General features: G+C 61.0%; 13 protein-coding genes, 1 tRNA gene and 1 pseudogene. 1 reads left to right on the top strand and 14 read right to left on the bottom strand.

All coding sequences use genetic code 11. The features are described from left to right. Positions 1-24 precede the first annotated feature (24 nt). The 4 genes from AC07VI_RS13625 to AC07VI_RS13610 all read right to left on the bottom strand — a co-directional run bounded on the left by AC07VI_RS13625 (position 25) and on the right by AC07VI_RS13610 (position 4508). Complete coding sequence (locus AC07VI_RS13625) at positions 25-1296, bottom strand: amidase family protein (protein WP_099420387.1); 1272 nt, start codon at positions 1294-1296, stop codon at positions 25-27. A gap of 153 nt (positions 1297-1449) precedes the next feature. After that, on the bottom strand, positions 1450-2796 hold the full coding sequence (locus AC07VI_RS13620) for a flavin monoamine oxidase family protein (protein WP_492994759.1): 1347 nt from the start codon (positions 2794-2796) through the stop codon (positions 1450-1452). 288 nt (positions 2797-3084) lie between these two features. Further along, on the bottom strand, positions 3085-3813 hold the full coding sequence (locus AC07VI_RS13615; RefSeq protein ID WP_152615369.1) for a hypothetical protein: 729 nt from the start codon (positions 3811-3813) through the stop codon (positions 3085-3087). Next, positions 3810-4508 (bottom strand): aspartate/glutamate racemase family protein, encoded by a 699-nt coding sequence (locus AC07VI_RS13610; protein WP_099420389.1) that lies wholly within the window; start codon positions 4506-4508, stop codon positions 3810-3812. The genes AC07VI_RS13615 and AC07VI_RS13610 overlap by 4 nt, the downstream gene beginning before the upstream one ends. Positions 4509-4636: 128 nt before the next feature. On the opposite strand from AC07VI_RS13610, the gene AC07VI_RS13605 reads away from it, so the two are divergent. Beyond that, a complete protein-coding gene (locus AC07VI_RS13605; protein ID WP_099420401.1) occupies positions 4637-5416 on the top strand; it encodes a helix-turn-helix transcriptional regulator in 780 nt (259 codons plus the stop codon). 289 nt (positions 5417-5705) lie between these two features. On the opposite strand, the gene AC07VI_RS13600 is transcribed toward AC07VI_RS13605, so the two are convergent. The 10 genes and pseudogenes from AC07VI_RS13600 to AC07VI_RS13555 form a co-directional block, all read right to left on the bottom strand. After that, positions 5706-6191 (bottom strand): hypothetical protein, encoded by a 486-nt coding sequence (locus AC07VI_RS13600; RefSeq protein WP_492994762.1) that lies wholly within the window; start codon positions 6189-6191, stop codon positions 5706-5708. A 1248-nt stretch (positions 6192-7439) separates the two neighbouring features. Further along, a complete protein-coding gene (locus tag AC07VI_RS13595; protein ID WP_494808799.1) occupies positions 7440-7790 on the bottom strand; it encodes a hypothetical protein in 351 nt (116 codons plus the stop codon). 478 nt (positions 7791-8268) lie between these two features. Continuing rightward, positions 8269-8682 (bottom strand): annotated as a pseudogene (locus AC07VI_RS13590) (relaxase/mobilization nuclease domain-containing protein); the annotation flags it as partial. Then, on the bottom strand, positions 8672-9064 hold the full coding sequence (locus AC07VI_RS13585) for a plasmid mobilization protein (protein WP_099375927.1): 393 nt from the start codon (positions 9062-9064) through the stop codon (positions 8672-8674). The pseudogene AC07VI_RS13590 and the gene AC07VI_RS13585, both read right to left, overlap by 11 nt. 319 nt (positions 9065-9383) lie before the next feature. Continuing rightward, positions 9384-10592, bottom strand: a complete 1209-nt coding sequence (locus AC07VI_RS13580) for a tyrosine-type recombinase/integrase (protein ID WP_099420393.1) — start codon at positions 10590-10592, stop codon at positions 9384-9386. A 173-nt stretch (positions 10593-10765) separates the two neighbouring features. Beyond that, positions 10766-10852: transfer RNA gene (locus tag AC07VI_RS13575), tRNA-Leu, on the bottom strand. Between the two features lie 68 nt (positions 10853-10920). Continuing rightward, positions 10921-12408, bottom strand: coding sequence for a nucleobase:cation symporter-2 family protein (locus AC07VI_RS13570; protein WP_086144825.1), 1488 nt, complete (start codon positions 12406-12408; stop codon positions 10921-10923). 922 nt (positions 12409-13330) lie between these two features. Further along, on the bottom strand, positions 13331-13819 hold the full coding sequence (locus tag AC07VI_RS13565) for a glycoside hydrolase family 19 protein (RefSeq protein ID WP_226935917.1): 489 nt from the start codon (positions 13817-13819) through the stop codon (positions 13331-13333). A gap of 23 nt (positions 13820-13842) precedes the next feature. Further along, positions 13843-14271: a hypothetical protein gene (locus tag AC07VI_RS13560; protein WP_070313495.1), complete on the bottom strand. Its 429-nt coding sequence runs from the start codon at positions 14269-14271 to the stop codon at positions 13843-13845. 75 nt (positions 14272-14346) lie between these two features. After that, a complete protein-coding gene (locus tag AC07VI_RS13555; RefSeq protein ID WP_086144824.1) occupies positions 14347-14529 on the bottom strand; it encodes a hypothetical protein in 183 nt (60 codons plus the stop codon). Between the last annotated feature and the right edge of the window lie 4 nt (positions 14530-14533).

Genomic DNA, 14533 nt, shown 5'->3' with positions numbered 1-14533 from the left:
TAATATGTGACTGATGCCTAACCATTAGGACGCCAAGCGCGCGCCCCATAAGTGCTGACTAGCATCAAGAAGAAACTCATCTTGATAGTGGCCTGCAGTTAAAGATAGACCGATTGGAACTCCATCGACCTGGGCCAGCGGGAGGGTTATTTCTGGCAATCTGGCAATACCCGCGAAGGACGTAACGGCCATGGTCCGGTCGTAATAGTCGAGAACGGCGGGAAGGTTGTCGCCAGTTAACGTGCCCTTCTTCGGTGCCAATACTGGTACGGTGGGGTAACAGAAAACATCGCCCGGCTTAGTGAAAGCAGCGATTCGGGTAAAGAGGTTCTCGCACAGGTTCAAGCCGTCACTCAGGGTACTGCGATCATAGTCTTCGACATTCCGATATCCAGCCTGGAAATTTGGTCCTAGTTCGGGTTGATTTGCACGAATCCAGCCACCTATCGCATTGCCCACCTCTACCGTCTGCAGAACGCGTAGCGCTTTCTTGTTGCATGACATCAAGTCCAGGTCCAGCCCTGTTATGTCGCGCAGCGTAATCGAAGAAACGGTGATGTCAGTGCGGTTGCGTAGGTAAGCAAGATGTTCAGATAGCGCAGCTTGGATAGCAGGATCGGCCAGCTTAAAGGCATCTTCCAATAGATACACATTTTTAACAGTTGGGGATATTGCATTTTGGCTGCGAAGAAGCACGCGCATTGCTTTGCGCAGAATGGGTAGACTTCGAGCCATTACACCGACGGTACTTACACTCGGTGCAAAAGGAAGCACGCCGGCTTCGGAAATGCGGTGTAAACTTGGACGCATCCCAAATACTCCGCAAAGGCTGGCTGGAACTCGAATAGATCCACCGCAGTCAGTACCAAGTGCAAAATCCACCAGCTCGCAGGCGACCGCTGATGCCGAACCACTAGATGAGCCCCCAGGAATTCGATCAGGTGCACGCGGATTCAATGGGGTGCCAAAGAAGTGGCTCTCGCCATCCAGGCTGTAGGTGAATTCATCGGCCACGGTTTTTCCGACGCAGTGAGCGCCGACCGCCAACAACTGTTCAACACAAACCGCGTGAAATGCTGAAGGCGGATGTACATCACGCCAGGGTTTACTGCCATATGAGGTCAGGCGGTCACAGATGTCGATGTTATCTTTGACCGCGAATCGCAAGCCGTCCAAAGTGCCAGGCGCATAGGGTTTAAGTTCAAATTCTTCCACAAAGGCGCCGCTGGCTTGAAACTGACTTTTGTCATAGCCGTCCTGAACACACGAAAATGCGGCAGGTACACGTTGATTCATAGGGTGTTTTTAGTCTGAGAAAAGTCTACGAAAACAGGCGCTGTCAACTGGAGCGTGACGACGTCTAGCAAGGGTACTGATCACCGAGAACAAGGTGGTAGTAGGCACCGGATTCCCAACGCTTGTCACCGATAGTCCGTTTTTTGCATTTCACTATCCCTGGGGATCGTAGTTAATTGCTGATAATTGCCCCCGAGGAGCGCTGACCAACCTCTGTGCCTCGCGAAGACCCGAGATGTAGGCCCCGTCAACATAGCCGAAACGTTGCATAGAAGTCGCCTCGCCGGCGAAGAGAACACGACCTACGGGTTCGCTTAGCGACCGCAAATCCTCAATTGTAGAAACGGGAGACAAATGTGTATACGCGCCGCGACTACAAGGATCTCCAGACCAATTGGTCTGATGGACGGCCGTAGGTTTCGGTACTTCACAAGCAAAGGCGGTAGCGAGTGCCGCTAAAGCCATCGCGAGCGCTGCATCGGGGCTGAAGTTAGCTAATGCAAGGGCTGGCGGCCCTGCGATGTGCGCGACCAAGGTCGGTCGACCGGCGGTGGAGGTTACATCAATCCAGTACGGGAAAACTGGGTGATCCCGAATGAATACACCACTGGGACTAGCATTCCCAATTTTCCAAAATGCCTGCTCGAATTGGAGAATAAGTTTTTCGAATGCCCCAAAACCCAGCTGCTCGATGGCTCTCTTTTTTGCCACTGGCAATTCCGGCGAAAAACGGATGCAACCAGCCTTCAGGACGCCCAGCGGCACGCTGATCACCACATGCGATCCCCGTTCTACGCGCCCGTCGGTACAGCGTACTGTAACGCCCTCAGTGGTTTGCTGCACCTCACTTACGAGCGCGTCGCAGTATATTTCCAAACCATCGGCTAGACGGGAAAGCATTTTTCCGTAACCGCCCACGATGCAGTCATCTCCCCCGCTGAACCCCGCATCAAAGGCGTAATTGGCAATGGAAATATCTTCTGCATGACATGCTAAATCAGCCTGAAACCCCGTGTATACAATAAAGCGCACCCACGCCCGTAGAGATGGATCGGTGATTGAGCGTAGTCGCAACTCAAGCAGTTCGGCCACGTTTTGTGTGGGCGCATATTTAAACGCCGACTGCGTCAGTTCCGTCTCAATCTCATCGGCAAGCTGCATAACACGATCACGCTCCAGCGTATCTAACACTTCCCCGTGCAAGCCTGCCAGCCGCATCTCCGAAAAGATGTCGCTCAGCGCAAACCGGCGTTGTTCGATAGAAAGAAACTTGGCCAGGTCGGTCAAAGGATTACCGATCGGTGCATGAATCCAGGCGCCCCCCGCCTCTACACTTGCACCCAGGGCGGGCAGCGTGCGCGTACGCCCACCGATCTGCGAGCGCCCTTCCAACACCACCACTTCCACACCGCAAGTTTGCAGTGAATTAGCGGCAGCAATACCCGAAAACCCTGCTCCCACGATAATCACCCGAGTGACGGGATCTTGAACTTTCGCCACAAATTCTTGTTCAATTGGCTCAAAAATGCGTCTATTAATGTCCAAATTTAAATAGTTGATAATAGTATTCCCATTTCAAAAGTACCATTAAAATTAATTGCTTTCTTACAGTTCTGCTCCAGTCGTGGCGCACAGTGTCTTTATCGCGTTCCTTGCTGGCGTTGCAGCTGGCCAGGCTGGCAAGTCGATGCGGATGCTGTGCTCCACAGCCAATGCCAATGTTATGGCGCTGGTGTCAGTCACGCCGCTATCCCGCGGCTGATCTGGACTTGACCACACCGAATATTGCTATTGTTTCCATAAAATCAGATAGCTTGCCGCTGCTTGTGCGGCGCTGCTGCGTTGCTCAACGAGTACGTAGCGTGGCGCGCCGTCAACGGACAAGCGGAATGCCTGAAGCCGGGTAGTGATGCCTATTTCCGTCAATCCGTCCCTCCCCAGCATGCGGTCCACTTCGGTGGCAGTGTAGGCAGTTGTCACGCCCGAGCCACCAGGCTGATGCGTGGTACGCCACAGCAAATTGCCCGCGCTGTCGAAGCGCAGACTTTCGCTGGCCGTGTCGTCTGCACAGTCGTCGAAACTGCTGTCGAATCGTTGCTCCGCCAAAGCAGCTGCTGTACTCACTACTTCGGCGACGGCGGCCACCAGTATATGAGTGGCTTTGCGGTTATCCTTTCCTCCTAAGCCAGACATGCACAACATGGCTGCATAAGGCAAATGCTTCGCCTGCGGATGGTGGTACGCAGTAACTCCCCCGTTTAGGCCAGCCCCCCAACTTGCCCGGCCATCGGCCGCTATCGTCAGGCTGCCACGCGGCGAAATCGTTGCTGGTGTACCTGTTGGTGCAATGCTAATACTGCCCGTGCCAGGTAGCAGCTTGGGCGCGTCATGTGTGTACACCAGGTAAGGAATGGTGGATGGGGGCATGGTTGCATCGACGCTACCGCCGCAGGCGGACAACAGGGCGACGAGCGACGCTGGGAGCATGGCCCATGCGGCGCGGCGAGGCGGCATCATGCCTCGCCTTCCAGGATGAAATCGACTGCAGCGAGTGCATGTAGTTGGGTGCTGTCGAGCAGGGGCAGGTCGCTGTGTTCCTGCTGTAGCAGCAAGCTGATTTCCGTGCAGCCAAGGACGACGGCTTGTGCGCCGCGCGCGGCTAGCGCATCGATAGTGCGCAGGAAGACGGCACGTGAGCAAGTTCGCACAATGCCGGCGCACAGTTCGGTATAAATGATGTCGTGCAAGGCAGTTTGCTGTGCCTCGGGTGGTACGAGCACTTCCAGGCCATGCCGTTCCAGCCGATCGCGCAGAAAGCGTTCCTGCATGGTGAACGAGGTGCCGAGCAGGCCGACCGTACACAATCCTAGCGCCTGTGCCGCGCTGCCAACGGGATCGGCAATGTGCAGGAATGGCAATGGCGATGCCGAAGCGATTTCGTCGGCGAGCACATGCATTGTGTTGGTGCACAGCACGATGCCGTCGGCGCCCCCCGCATGCAGACATAACGTCGCATCGCGCAGGATGGTACCGGCATCTTGCCAGCGGCCTGCATGCTGTGCTTGCGCGACTGGGCCGAAATCAACGCTGTATAGCAATACGGGCGCAGAGCGAAGCGGCCCCAGGCGGGCGCGTACGCCCTGGTTAATGATGCGGTAATATTCTGCACTGGATTCCCAGCTCATGCCGCCGATCAATCCGATTGTTCGCATATGCTTTCCTGTCGCGTGTGGTAGATGTACTGCTGTGAGCCCGGCTAGTATCTCCATTACCAACATTTTGATCTATCAGGAAATTTCACATGGCACGGCCACTTATCAAGGAGAGTACAGGCGGAGCAATGCCTGTCATCACACACGCAGCAGGCGGACTGTGCCTGCAGCTTTTGCCGGGCGCACCTTACAGCGCGCGCGACCCCGTGCAGTCACAAAGCATGGGCGTGTCGCTGCAGCGTCAGCGGGGCGTGCATGCGATAGGTTCCGACAGGCGCGTCGATTTCGATACATGGCCTGGCGTGCTCGCTTGCACACCAGCCGGGATTGATGTTTTTTCCGAATCTGCGCAGGGTGGCGAATATTTGGTCCTACGCTGGCATGGCGCGGTGTTGACCGACGTGCCGGAGGCAGATGCGAAAGGGGGGCGCGTGGAAATGGCCGGGCATCGGCAGGCCCTCACTCTGGCGCTACGCCTGCGGCGGCTAATGCTGGCTACAGAGGCTGACCCACTGGCACTGGAACACGAGGCGTTGGCATTTCTGTCGCTGCGGCAGGTATACCGAGACGCACCCCGACGCACGGCGCGGGCCGACATGACGCGGGTACTGGAGCGGATCGCTTGCCAGTTCGGGCAGGGACTGACCCTAGAACAGCTGGCTGCTGATGAAGGCTTGCCGGTCCTGCGCTTCCTGCGCGACTTTAGTCGGGCGACAGGCATGACGCCGCATGCCTACATTGTGGAAACGCGCATGCAGGCGGTGCGGAGCATGCTACAAGAGGTGGATCGGCCGCTGGCGGACATTGCCTGCGCCAGTGGCTTTGCACATCAGTCGCACATGGGTAGTGCAATGCGCGCCGCCCTGGGCATGACACCAAGCCAGTATCGCCATATGTTAGGGACTTAAATATCTGGAAGTTGTTCGCACACCGCCTATAGCGCGAACTCGTCCCGATACTGTGTAGCAACGACTGACAGAGTGAAGGGATCGCTCGCCATGTCAGACATGGGCAGCGAGATATCAAACTGGTAGACCGCACCCGGAAATGAAGAGCTGGCCGGAGGCCTATTCGCATCAAACCCGTCAGTGATTAGAACTTTGAACCACCACAGCGATCTTCACTCGGTAGCGGTAGGTAAGAACAAGGGCGATGTCAGCTATCGCCCCATAGCGGCCGGCCACGTCTGTGCCAAGGTCATCTGCGGGGCCGCGCCTCGAACTCATCGACCAAACGATACAATTTGCTTAATTGTGTTTCAGAATCGCCAGAACCTTCAAGTTCGTCGATCCGATGCCGCACAAGATAGAATTGGTTCTCCCCCCGGATCTTGCCGGTTGTCAGAATCTCTTCAAGGCGTTTAGCTTCCTTGGCAGCGAAATCTGGATAAAACGTACGCACGGCGCTGCTTAGCGCAGCTACAACTTGGGAACGGTTCTTTAGTTCAGCATCCGCAAGGAGCAAGGGCAATTCACGTAGGCCTTGCTCAAGGCCGGCAGCAATTCTCGACTTCGATTCGCCTGCAGAAAGAAACTTCTCATACTGTGCCTTTGCCAAATTCCATGAGTCTCGCAGATCGGAAATTCGTCGGTCTGACAGTTCAGGTAAGGATGCATAGAACTGCTCGAAGACATTGAACAGTTTGTCGTATTTCGTTCGGGGCTGGTTCGACGCTTCGTTCATCAAGTTCCCTAGGTCAAATCGATTGACCGCTTCTGGCCGTTAGCTGAACAAATATTCGTCGGCAAATGGAATCATGCCGGCTTCATGCCTTAGTCTGCCACTTGACATCTTTCGGGGATAATCCGAAAAATTGCACCAGCAGCGTAACTGCTGAATGGACATGGCAGGAGGCATCCACATATAGAGCTGTTAGTCCCGATGGGCTGTTGTCGTGCCTCATGATCAAAACCGTCCCCACTCCATCAATTTGTACATAGGCCCCCTCGAACCAGTCGAGGTCATCTTTATCTCTAAAGATGGTGGCATCAGTATCAACGATTAGCTCAACTGGAGTGCGCAGGGTAGCGATGATAGGTTTGCAGTCCCCACTCGGCCATACAAGGCCAGTCTGTTTACTCACTTGAGCCGCCCACCTATCAAAGAGAAAAATGAAATACCACAGGCAATACAAAGGGCCGCTTCTGGCCGGTTGCCGTCGTTGACCGGTTGAATCCGCAGCCGACAGCCGCCCCCGAGAATAGCAAATTGTCAAACGGAAAACTACACGTATTATCACGCCCGTGCAAATGACTCCCCACGTGCCAGACAGTCGCCGCCATGTCGAAATGCTAGCGGGAACGCTGCTGCCCAGGCCGCCAGCACCGGCTGCCGGTTATCTGGCGCGCCCGCTCGAGCGTTTCCGGACGGCGCCCTGCGGCATGGACAGCCTGGGCGGTAGCGGCGGGTCCGGCAGGTGCGCCATGCGCTCCAGGCAGGGCGCTGCGGCGGCGGCCACTGCTCCGCTCGATGCCTGCAGCAACGCATAGCGTGCCGCTGGCCCTTCGGCCATGCGCGGTGCGTGGCAGGTCAATCCGGCCAGCGCGCCAAATTCCGCGACCGTGATGGCGCTGCCGCTGCGGCGAAGGTCGGCCGCCAGGCGGGATGCCGCCTGGCCGCGCAAGGCGTCGGCGACTGGGTGCACGGACAGTTTGATCCAGGCCTGGAAGCGGCCATGCTGCACCGCCACTACGGCGGCGCTGTGCCAGCCGCGCGCGTCCAGGCGCTGCACATCGGCCTGTTGCAAGCCGTCGAGCAGCACCAGGCCATGCTGGCCTGCGGGCCACAGGGTGACGTCGTAGCCGCGCGCATTCATGCGCTTGAGCCAGGCCAGGCTGCGCAGCAGTTCCAGCCCGCTCCACTGCCGCGTCTCTTGCTTGCCGTCCCTTGCCTGCACCAGCCTGACGATGAACTGCGCGCAGCCCAGTGCCGTCATTTGCCCGCGCACGGCTTCCAGGCTGCGGTCGCGGGCCGGATCAGCGCGGCCAGCTGCTGCGCGTCCAGCACGTTCTGCAGCCTGGGGGCAGGTGCCAGACAGAGCCACAATGCGCTGGCGAGCAGACCCGTCATCATGCCCACCAGCGCGGCCAGCAGATACTGGCGCTGCGACAGCGTCCGGCTGCTGCAGTCGATTGCCTGGGCGCTCTCGCGCGCCGCCTGTTCCGCGCTGCGCCAGGCGCTCGTCGCCGCCTCGATCTGGCGCCGGAACTGCTCCCCCTGGCGCGTGCCGTCGAGGCCCAGCTGCTGCATCGTCTGGCGCGCCTCGTCCGTCAGGGCCGCCATCGCCTGCGCCAGCGGCTCCAGGGTCGCCGCCAGTTCCTCGGCGCTGGCCAGCTTCGCCTGGTGCAGCTGCGCCATCCTGCACGCCAGCGCGTCCAGCTGCGCCGTGTTCTCGGCAGTGGCCAACTGCCGCAAGGTCTCGCTCTTTGTCATAGTGGACTCCTCGTTTCGCCAATCCCATCGGGCTGTATCCGCGTCCCAGGTCGCTACCCTTCATCAGCACGCCATCGAGGCGGTAGGACAGGCCCGCCAGGGTGCTGTCATTGCGCTGCGTTACAGGCACCAGGGCCACGCCCGCCGCCGCCAGGCGCTGCATGAAAGCGGTGAAACTGCCGCAGCCGGTAATGGCGGCGTCGCACAGCTGCTGCAGGCGCTGCCGCGTCGAGGCGATGCCGGTGCGCAGGCCCGCCTCGATTTCGCCCCGGCTCGCCGCGCGGCGCGGCGCCTCGACGGAGGGGCGCAGCTGCTGCAGGCCGAAGTCGCGTTCGACCGCGCGCATGATGATTTCCTGGCGCCGGTAGTCGTGGCTGTCGCTGGCCACGCCGCCATCGCAGCGGACGCGGTTGACCAGCAGGTGCACGTGTTCATGCCGGGTGTCGGCGTGGCGCGTCAGCAGGTACTGGTTGTCGTCCAGGCCCATGCCCGCCAGATAGCGGCCCGCGATCTGCCTCCATTGGGCGTCGGACAGCTGCTCTCCCGGCGCGGCCGACAGCGATACGTGCAGCACCGCCTTGCCCAGGCCTGGGCGCAGCTTGCGCACGGCGCCGAATTCCTGCGCCAGTTCGCGCGGCGTGCGGCCGGTCATGTTGGTGTCGATCACGCGCGCCTGCTGCTTGCCCAGGTCATACGCCAGCACGCCGCGAAAGCCGCGTCCCTTGATGGCCTTAGCGATCATCGTCCTGTTCCTTCACGCCCAGCAGTGCCAGCCGCAGGCGGCGCGTTTCCGCGATCAGCCGCTGCAGCAGGGCGTCGGCCACGGCGACACGCCCGCCTTCGTTGGCGAGATGGGTCAACTGATTCAGGTTGGACGCCAGGCGGGCCAGTTCCACGTAGTGTTCGCGGTTGATGGCGGCGACGGGCGGCGGGGGCAAGGCGCGCGCCAGCGCTGCGGCGCGCAGCCATTGGGCGGGACGCATCTGCATGCGGGCGGCGCGTTCCAGCAGCGCCACATGTTCGGCGGCCGAGACGCGCACGCCGATGGTGGCGCCGCGCACGGCGGCCGGGTCGCCTTTCGGGCGGCCGCCTTGTCGCTTGCGTGGCGTGGTTTCGGCGTGCATCGATGCTCCTGGCGTGGTGGGCGAGCGCAGCGAGGATGGCCCCGCAGGGCAAGCCGGTTTGAGCGAAGCGAAAACATGGCTTGCTCCTCGCCAGCCCACGCGCCCGCGGCTCCCCGGTCTTTAATGTAGGCGCGGGCCAGCCGCTTTCCTTACGCGATATCAAACAGCGCGGGCGCTGTCGCGAAACAGGACGACGGCGGATGCGGGTGGACGCACGCCGTGTCGCCCATCGTGGCGCGGCGACGACATGCGCGCGTGGCGCGGCACCTGTTCCGGCCAGCGCCGCCGCTGGTTTTCTTTCTCCAGGCGGGCGTCGCCGTCAGGCTGGCGGCGTGGCGACGCCGTCGCGCAGGGCGTCGAGATAGTCGGCCCAGCGCTGCATCATGGCGCGGCGCGCAGGCAGGTGCGCCGTGCGGTTGTAGGCGCGCCCGTTCGGGTCGATGACGCTGTGCGCCAGCTGGTGCTCGATCAGGTCCACGCGCTCCTGCAGCACTTCGTCGAGGATGGTGCGGGCCATGGCGCGGAAACCGTGGCCGGTCATGACTTCCTTGGCATAGCCCAGGGACCGCAGCGCCGCATTGATGGTGTTTTCGCTCATGCAGCGCTGGCCGCCGCGCAGGCAGGGAAACACATAGCGGCCTTCGCCGGTGACAGGCTGCAGCGCGCGCAGGATCGCCACGGCCTGTGTCGGCAGCGGCACCAGGTGTTCGAGCTGCATTTTCATTTTCCTGGCCGGGATGCGCCACTCGGCGGCATCGAGATGGATTTCGCTCCATTCGGCGGCGCGCAGTTCGCCGGGACGCACGAACAGCATGGGCGCCAGTTTCAGCGCCGCCACCGCCGTGGCGTGGCCCTGGTAGCCGTCGATGGCGCGCAGCAGCGGCGCGACATCGCCCGGTTCCGTCAGTGCCGGGTAGTGCGTTCTCGGCACCGGCGTCAATGCGCCTTTCAGGTCCGCCGTGACGTCGCGCTCGACGAGGTCCATCGCCACGCCGAAGCGCAGCACCTGGCCGCACAGCTGCTTGATGCGGTGCGCCGAATCGATCGCGCCGCGCGCCTCGACGCGCTGTACCACGCGCAGCACGTCGCGCGGGCGGATGGTGTTGAGCGGCATCTTGCCCAGGTAGGGGATAACGTCGCCTTCGAGCCAGTTGCCGACTTTCTTTTGCGTATTGGCGCTGCCGTTGCGCTGGATGGTGAGCAGCCACTGGCGCGCCAGCTTGTCGAAGGTATTCAAGGCGGCGCTGCGCTGCTCGGCCTTCTGCGCGCGCTTGACGGCGTTCGGATCGATCCCTTCGGCCAGCGCCTTGCGCGCATCTTCGGCCTTGCGCCGCGCCTGGGCCAGGCTCACGCGGGGGTAGACGCCCAGGGCCAGTGTTTTTTGCTTGCCTGCATGGCGGTAATTCAACCGCCAGTACTTGCCGGTACGGGTGACCAGCAGGTACATGCCGTACAGGTCGGGATACTTGTCGCCGCTGGGCGTGCCCTTGTAGACGGCATGGCGGATAAGCAGATCGGACAGTGGCATGGCGCACTCCCTGATGGTATTTTTTTAGAGAAAATCCTAAATCCAGCAAAAAGTACCAACAAAGTTCATCGCTTTTAATGTACGCCGATGGACGCGAATGGACAACAAAAAACCCGCTCTCCTATGACGGAGGCGGGTTTTTGGACGTTCTTGGATTTTTACGGCTGAGTTCTTGGTGCCCGGAGCCGGAATCGAACCGGCACGCCCTTACAGGCGGGAGATTTTAAGTCTCCAGTGTCTACCAGTTTCACCATCCGGGCAGCGCGGCAAGATTCTAGCACAAGTGATATGGATTGCACCATCTTGCCTGGCAATTGGCCGGTCTCCCTCACTCGCTCCCATGACTGTTCGTGCGCGCCTGCTCCCGCGCCGCATCTGCGCACGCCAGACCATTGAAGAACAAATTGAGCAGCACGGCGACGATGGCGGCCAGCAGGATGCCGCTGTGCAACAATGGCGACAGTACCTTGGGCATATGCTGCGCGTATTGTTCCGCCACCAGCGGCAGCATGCCGAAGCCGATCGACAGGGCCACGATGAAAAGGTTGTTGCGGTTGCTCCTGTAGTCGACGCCGGCCAGGATGCGGATGCCGGTGGCGGCGACCATGCCGAACATCACCAGCCCTGCCCCACCCAGCACGAATGCCGGCACGGCTTCGGCCGTCTGCGCGATCTTCGGGATGACGCCCATGACGAGCAGAATGATGCCGGCCGCCACGCACACCCAGCGGCTGCGCACGCCCGTCACGCCCACCAGGCCCACATTCTGCGAGAACGAGGTGTAGGGAAAGGTATTGAAAATGCCGCCGATCAGGGTGCCCAGGCCGTCGACGCGCAAGCCGCGGCTGATGTCGGCCTGTTCGATACGCTTGCCCGTCATCTCGCCCAAGGCCAGGAACATGCCCAGGGACTCGATCATGACGACGATCATCACCAGGCTCATGGTCACGATAGCGACCAGGTCGAAAGTCGGCATGCCGAACTGAAACGGCGTGACGATGGCAAAGGCCTTGGCGCTGGCCACCTTGGCGAAATCGGCCTTGCCCAGCGCAAATGACAAGGCCGTGCCGGCGATGATGCCGATCAAGACAGCGATATTTGACAGAAATCCCCTGCCGTACTTGGCCACCAGCAAGATGACAGCCAGCACGAAGAAGGCGATGCCCATATTGTCCAGCGCGCCGTAGCCGGGATTGGCGATCATGGGCACGGGGCCTGGCGGCGCGGGCAAGCCGGCCGCCGCAGCAGCAGCGGCCCTCTGGACAAAGGCGGGGTCGGCAATCTGCGCCATGGCCGGCGGTCCGCCCATGGCCCAGTTCACCCCCACGCGCATCAGGGACACGCCGATCACGGCGATGATACTGCCCGTCACCACGGGCGGGAACAGCGCCAGCAGGCGGCTGATGAAGGGGGCGATCAGCATGGACACGACACCGGCGCCGATCACGGCGCCAAAGATGCCGCTGATGCCCAGGGACGGGTTATTCGCCATGGCCAGCATCGGGCTGACGGCGGCAAAGGTCACGCCCATCATCACGGGCAGGCGGATGCCGAAGTGTTTGCCTATCCCCAGGGACTGGATCAGCGTCACCAGGCCGCAGCAGAACAGGTCGGCACTGATCAGCGCCGCCACCTGTTCGGGCGGCAGCTTGAGGGCGCGGCCGACGATCAGCGGCACGGCAATGGCGCCCGCATACATGACGAGCACGTGCTGCAGGCCCAGGGTGAATAGCTTCCCTACAGGCAAGATTTCATCGACGGGCGATGTGGCGGCGGGCACGCTGCGGTGGACGGATTTCAGTCGGGGAGAGGCCATTTACGCTCCATTTCCTGGGTTGCCGCGGCCAGGATGGACGCGGGTGCAAGGGGAAAGCAAGAGAGAAACGGGACGACAGGAATACAATGGCGACCGACGATGCATGCGAAGCTCCTTGAACGGGCGAATGCCCATGGCTGAGCATGCATGCATCGTGCCAGGTCAATTGTATGCGGAAATTGTGCCGAAAATCACCAGCGATTGACCAATCTGACGGTGCATGCACCGATTTCTCGCATGGCGCCCCCTGCGCATGCACCGAAAAGCGGCAAAAATGCGACAGTGCTGGCAGGTGACAAGGATTTAGCCGCTAGAGCAGACATCAAGCAGCGATTCCAGTTGGCGGACATGGGCGGCACGTAGCTGTTCACGCGCCAGCAAGGCTTGCACTTGCTCGAAGATGCCATGGGATGGTACCGCTGGCAAGGCGGGCGCGACAGGACGCGTGGCTATGCATGGCGCGCTCACGGGCACAGCGTCCACCTTCGATGCTGGCAGGCATGTCGCACAGCCGCTCAAGAAACTCACCAACAATAGCGTGCTGGCACACTCGACACTCCGCCTCTTTGCCCGCCTGCCTGCACTCTCACGCGTTGGCCTCATGGCATTTCGCTGGCGATCAGCGCCTCGGCGGCACGGCAGGCTTCGCCTTCGGGCTGCAGCGCCAGGATACGCCTCGCAGCTGCCTGGGCATCAGCCTGCCCGACCTGTGCGCTGCCCAGCGCCTGGCGTAACCGCACCGACCGGCGTGCGCCCTCCTCCCGCATCGCATTCAGGGCCTGGTTCTAGCGCAGCAACAGCCCCTGCGTCTCCTGCACTTGCGCCGCGCACGCTGCACGACCTGCTTCGCGTCCCCAACGCTGCGCGGAAAACATAGCTGCCCCCAGCAGCAACAGCATGGCCAAAATGCTCAACGACGGCTTCATGCCAGCACCTTGCGCGCAGCCTGGTACAAGGACAGACGCTCTGCCAGGCCGTTCACGCCGCCGTTGATGCGGCGCGTCACCCGTTCCTGGTCACCCGCGTCGGCCAGGCGGTTCAAGCCGCGCGATTGCCAGAACCAGCCCGCCGAGCGACACGCGAAAGTCGTTTCCTCCAGCAACTGCGGCGCCGCCAGCAAGTCGATATCCAGCGCCACGCCGCACGCCGCATAGTTGGCGCGCCCCGTCACCTGCAGCAAGCCACGCCCCTTGAAGCGCACGCCATCGCCAGCGACCACGTTCCCCAGGTCCGCGCGTCCTTCATAGGCCGTGCCGCTGGCCAGCTCGCGCACATAACGCAACTGTCCCGATTCGTGCCCCACCTGCGCCAGAAACGCCGCCTGGCGCAGCGGCGTATCGATGCTGAACTCGCTCATCGCCGCATTCAGCGGTGCCAGGAATAGCGTAGCGCGGCGGCCGGCTAACGGCATGATCTGCATCAATTGCGCGCCTGTCACAGCATGCCCCGCACATCCTTGACGGCAGCGGCCGCATCGGCCGCCAGTTCGCCGATATCCTTGCCGCGCCGCTTATCGAACCAGCGCACGCAGGCGCCCAGTACCCACCAGGCAGGCAAGCCGGCAGCCACCATCAGCGGCGCGGCGATAAATAAAAATCCCGTGGCCGGGTCGCCGCCATACAGGCCCGCCACGGTTTTCGCACTGTCGAACAGGCTGGGCCACCACGACAGCACGGCGGCCACAAGCACAGGGCCGAGAAAGGTGGAAATGATGATGCTGGAACAAAAACGAATAAATGCCTCCTTGGTGGTTTGGGGCCACATGAACATGAAGCCCAGCGACGTGGCGGCGGCGCCGGCCAGCACGGGCACGCCAAACAGTTTGATCAATGCGCCGCCGGCGGCGGTGGTTTCGAGGGCCATGGTTGCCTTTCAGGTGGTGGAAATGAAAAACCCGCCGAAGCGGGTTTGTTGATGAGGTATAAGAAATACAGGAACTTAGGTCATCCGTTCGTCTGCGGGCACTGCGTCAAGCAATGGGGCTTCAAACTGCTTCGGCATGCCCCCGTCCGCAAGCCACTCCGTATATTTTATGTAATCGACGTTCTGGCAATCCATCGGTATGATCGCCCCGTCCGCTTCACGTATGATTACGTTTGCCTCTTCTGCGATGGTGTACATGCGT

It is taken from the genome of Janthinobacterium sp. GW821-FHT03A03, from assembly GCF_059421435.1.
This window is presented reverse-complemented; position numbering and strand designations above follow the sequence as displayed.

What these genes read in the sequence shown, in the direction of transcription:
- AC07VI_RS13625 (WP_099420387.1), bottom strand. Translation starts at nt 1,296, where the DNA reads ATGAATCAACGTGTACCTGCCGCATTTTCGTGTGTTCAGGACGGCTAT.
- AC07VI_RS13615 (WP_152615369.1), bottom strand. Translation starts at nt 3,813, where the DNA reads ATGATGCCGCCTCGCCGCGCCGCATGGGCCATGCTCCCAGCGTCGCTC.
- AC07VI_RS13610 (WP_099420389.1), bottom strand. Translation starts at nt 4,508, where the DNA reads ATGCGAACAATCGGATTGATCGGCGGCATGAGCTGGGAATCCAGTGCA.
- AC07VI_RS13605 (WP_099420401.1), top strand. Translation starts at nt 4,637, where the DNA reads ATGCCTGTCATCACACACGCAGCAGGCGGACTGTGCCTGCAGCTTTTG.
- AC07VI_RS13600 (WP_492994762.1), bottom strand. Translation starts at nt 6,191, where the DNA reads ATGAACGAAGCGTCGAACCAGCCCCGAACGAAATACGACAAACTGTTC.
- AC07VI_RS13595 (WP_494808799.1), bottom strand. Translation starts at nt 7,790, where the DNA reads ATGGCGGCCCTGACGGACGAGGCGCGCCAGACGATGCAGCAGCTGGGC.
- AC07VI_RS13585 (WP_099375927.1), bottom strand. Translation starts at nt 9,064, where the DNA reads ATGCACGCCGAAACCACGCCACGCAAGCGACAAGGCGGCCGCCCGAAA.
- AC07VI_RS13580 (WP_099420393.1), bottom strand. Translation starts at nt 10,592, where the DNA reads ATGCCACTGTCCGATCTGCTTATCCGCCATGCCGTCTACAAGGGCACG.
- AC07VI_RS13570 (WP_086144825.1), bottom strand. Translation starts at nt 12,408, where the DNA reads ATGGCCTCTCCCCGACTGAAATCCGTCCACCGCAGCGTGCCCGCCGCC.
- AC07VI_RS13565 (WP_226935917.1), bottom strand. Translation starts at nt 13,819, where the DNA reads ATGCCGTTAGCCGGCCGCCGCGCTACGCTATTCCTGGCACCGCTGAAT.
- AC07VI_RS13560 (WP_070313495.1), bottom strand. Translation starts at nt 14,271, where the DNA reads ATGGCCCTCGAAACCACCGCCGCCGGCGGCGCATTGATCAAACTGTTT.
- AC07VI_RS13555 (WP_086144824.1), bottom strand. Translation starts at nt 14,529, where the DNA reads ATGTACACCATCGCAGAAGAGGCAAACGTAATCATACGTGAAGCGGAC.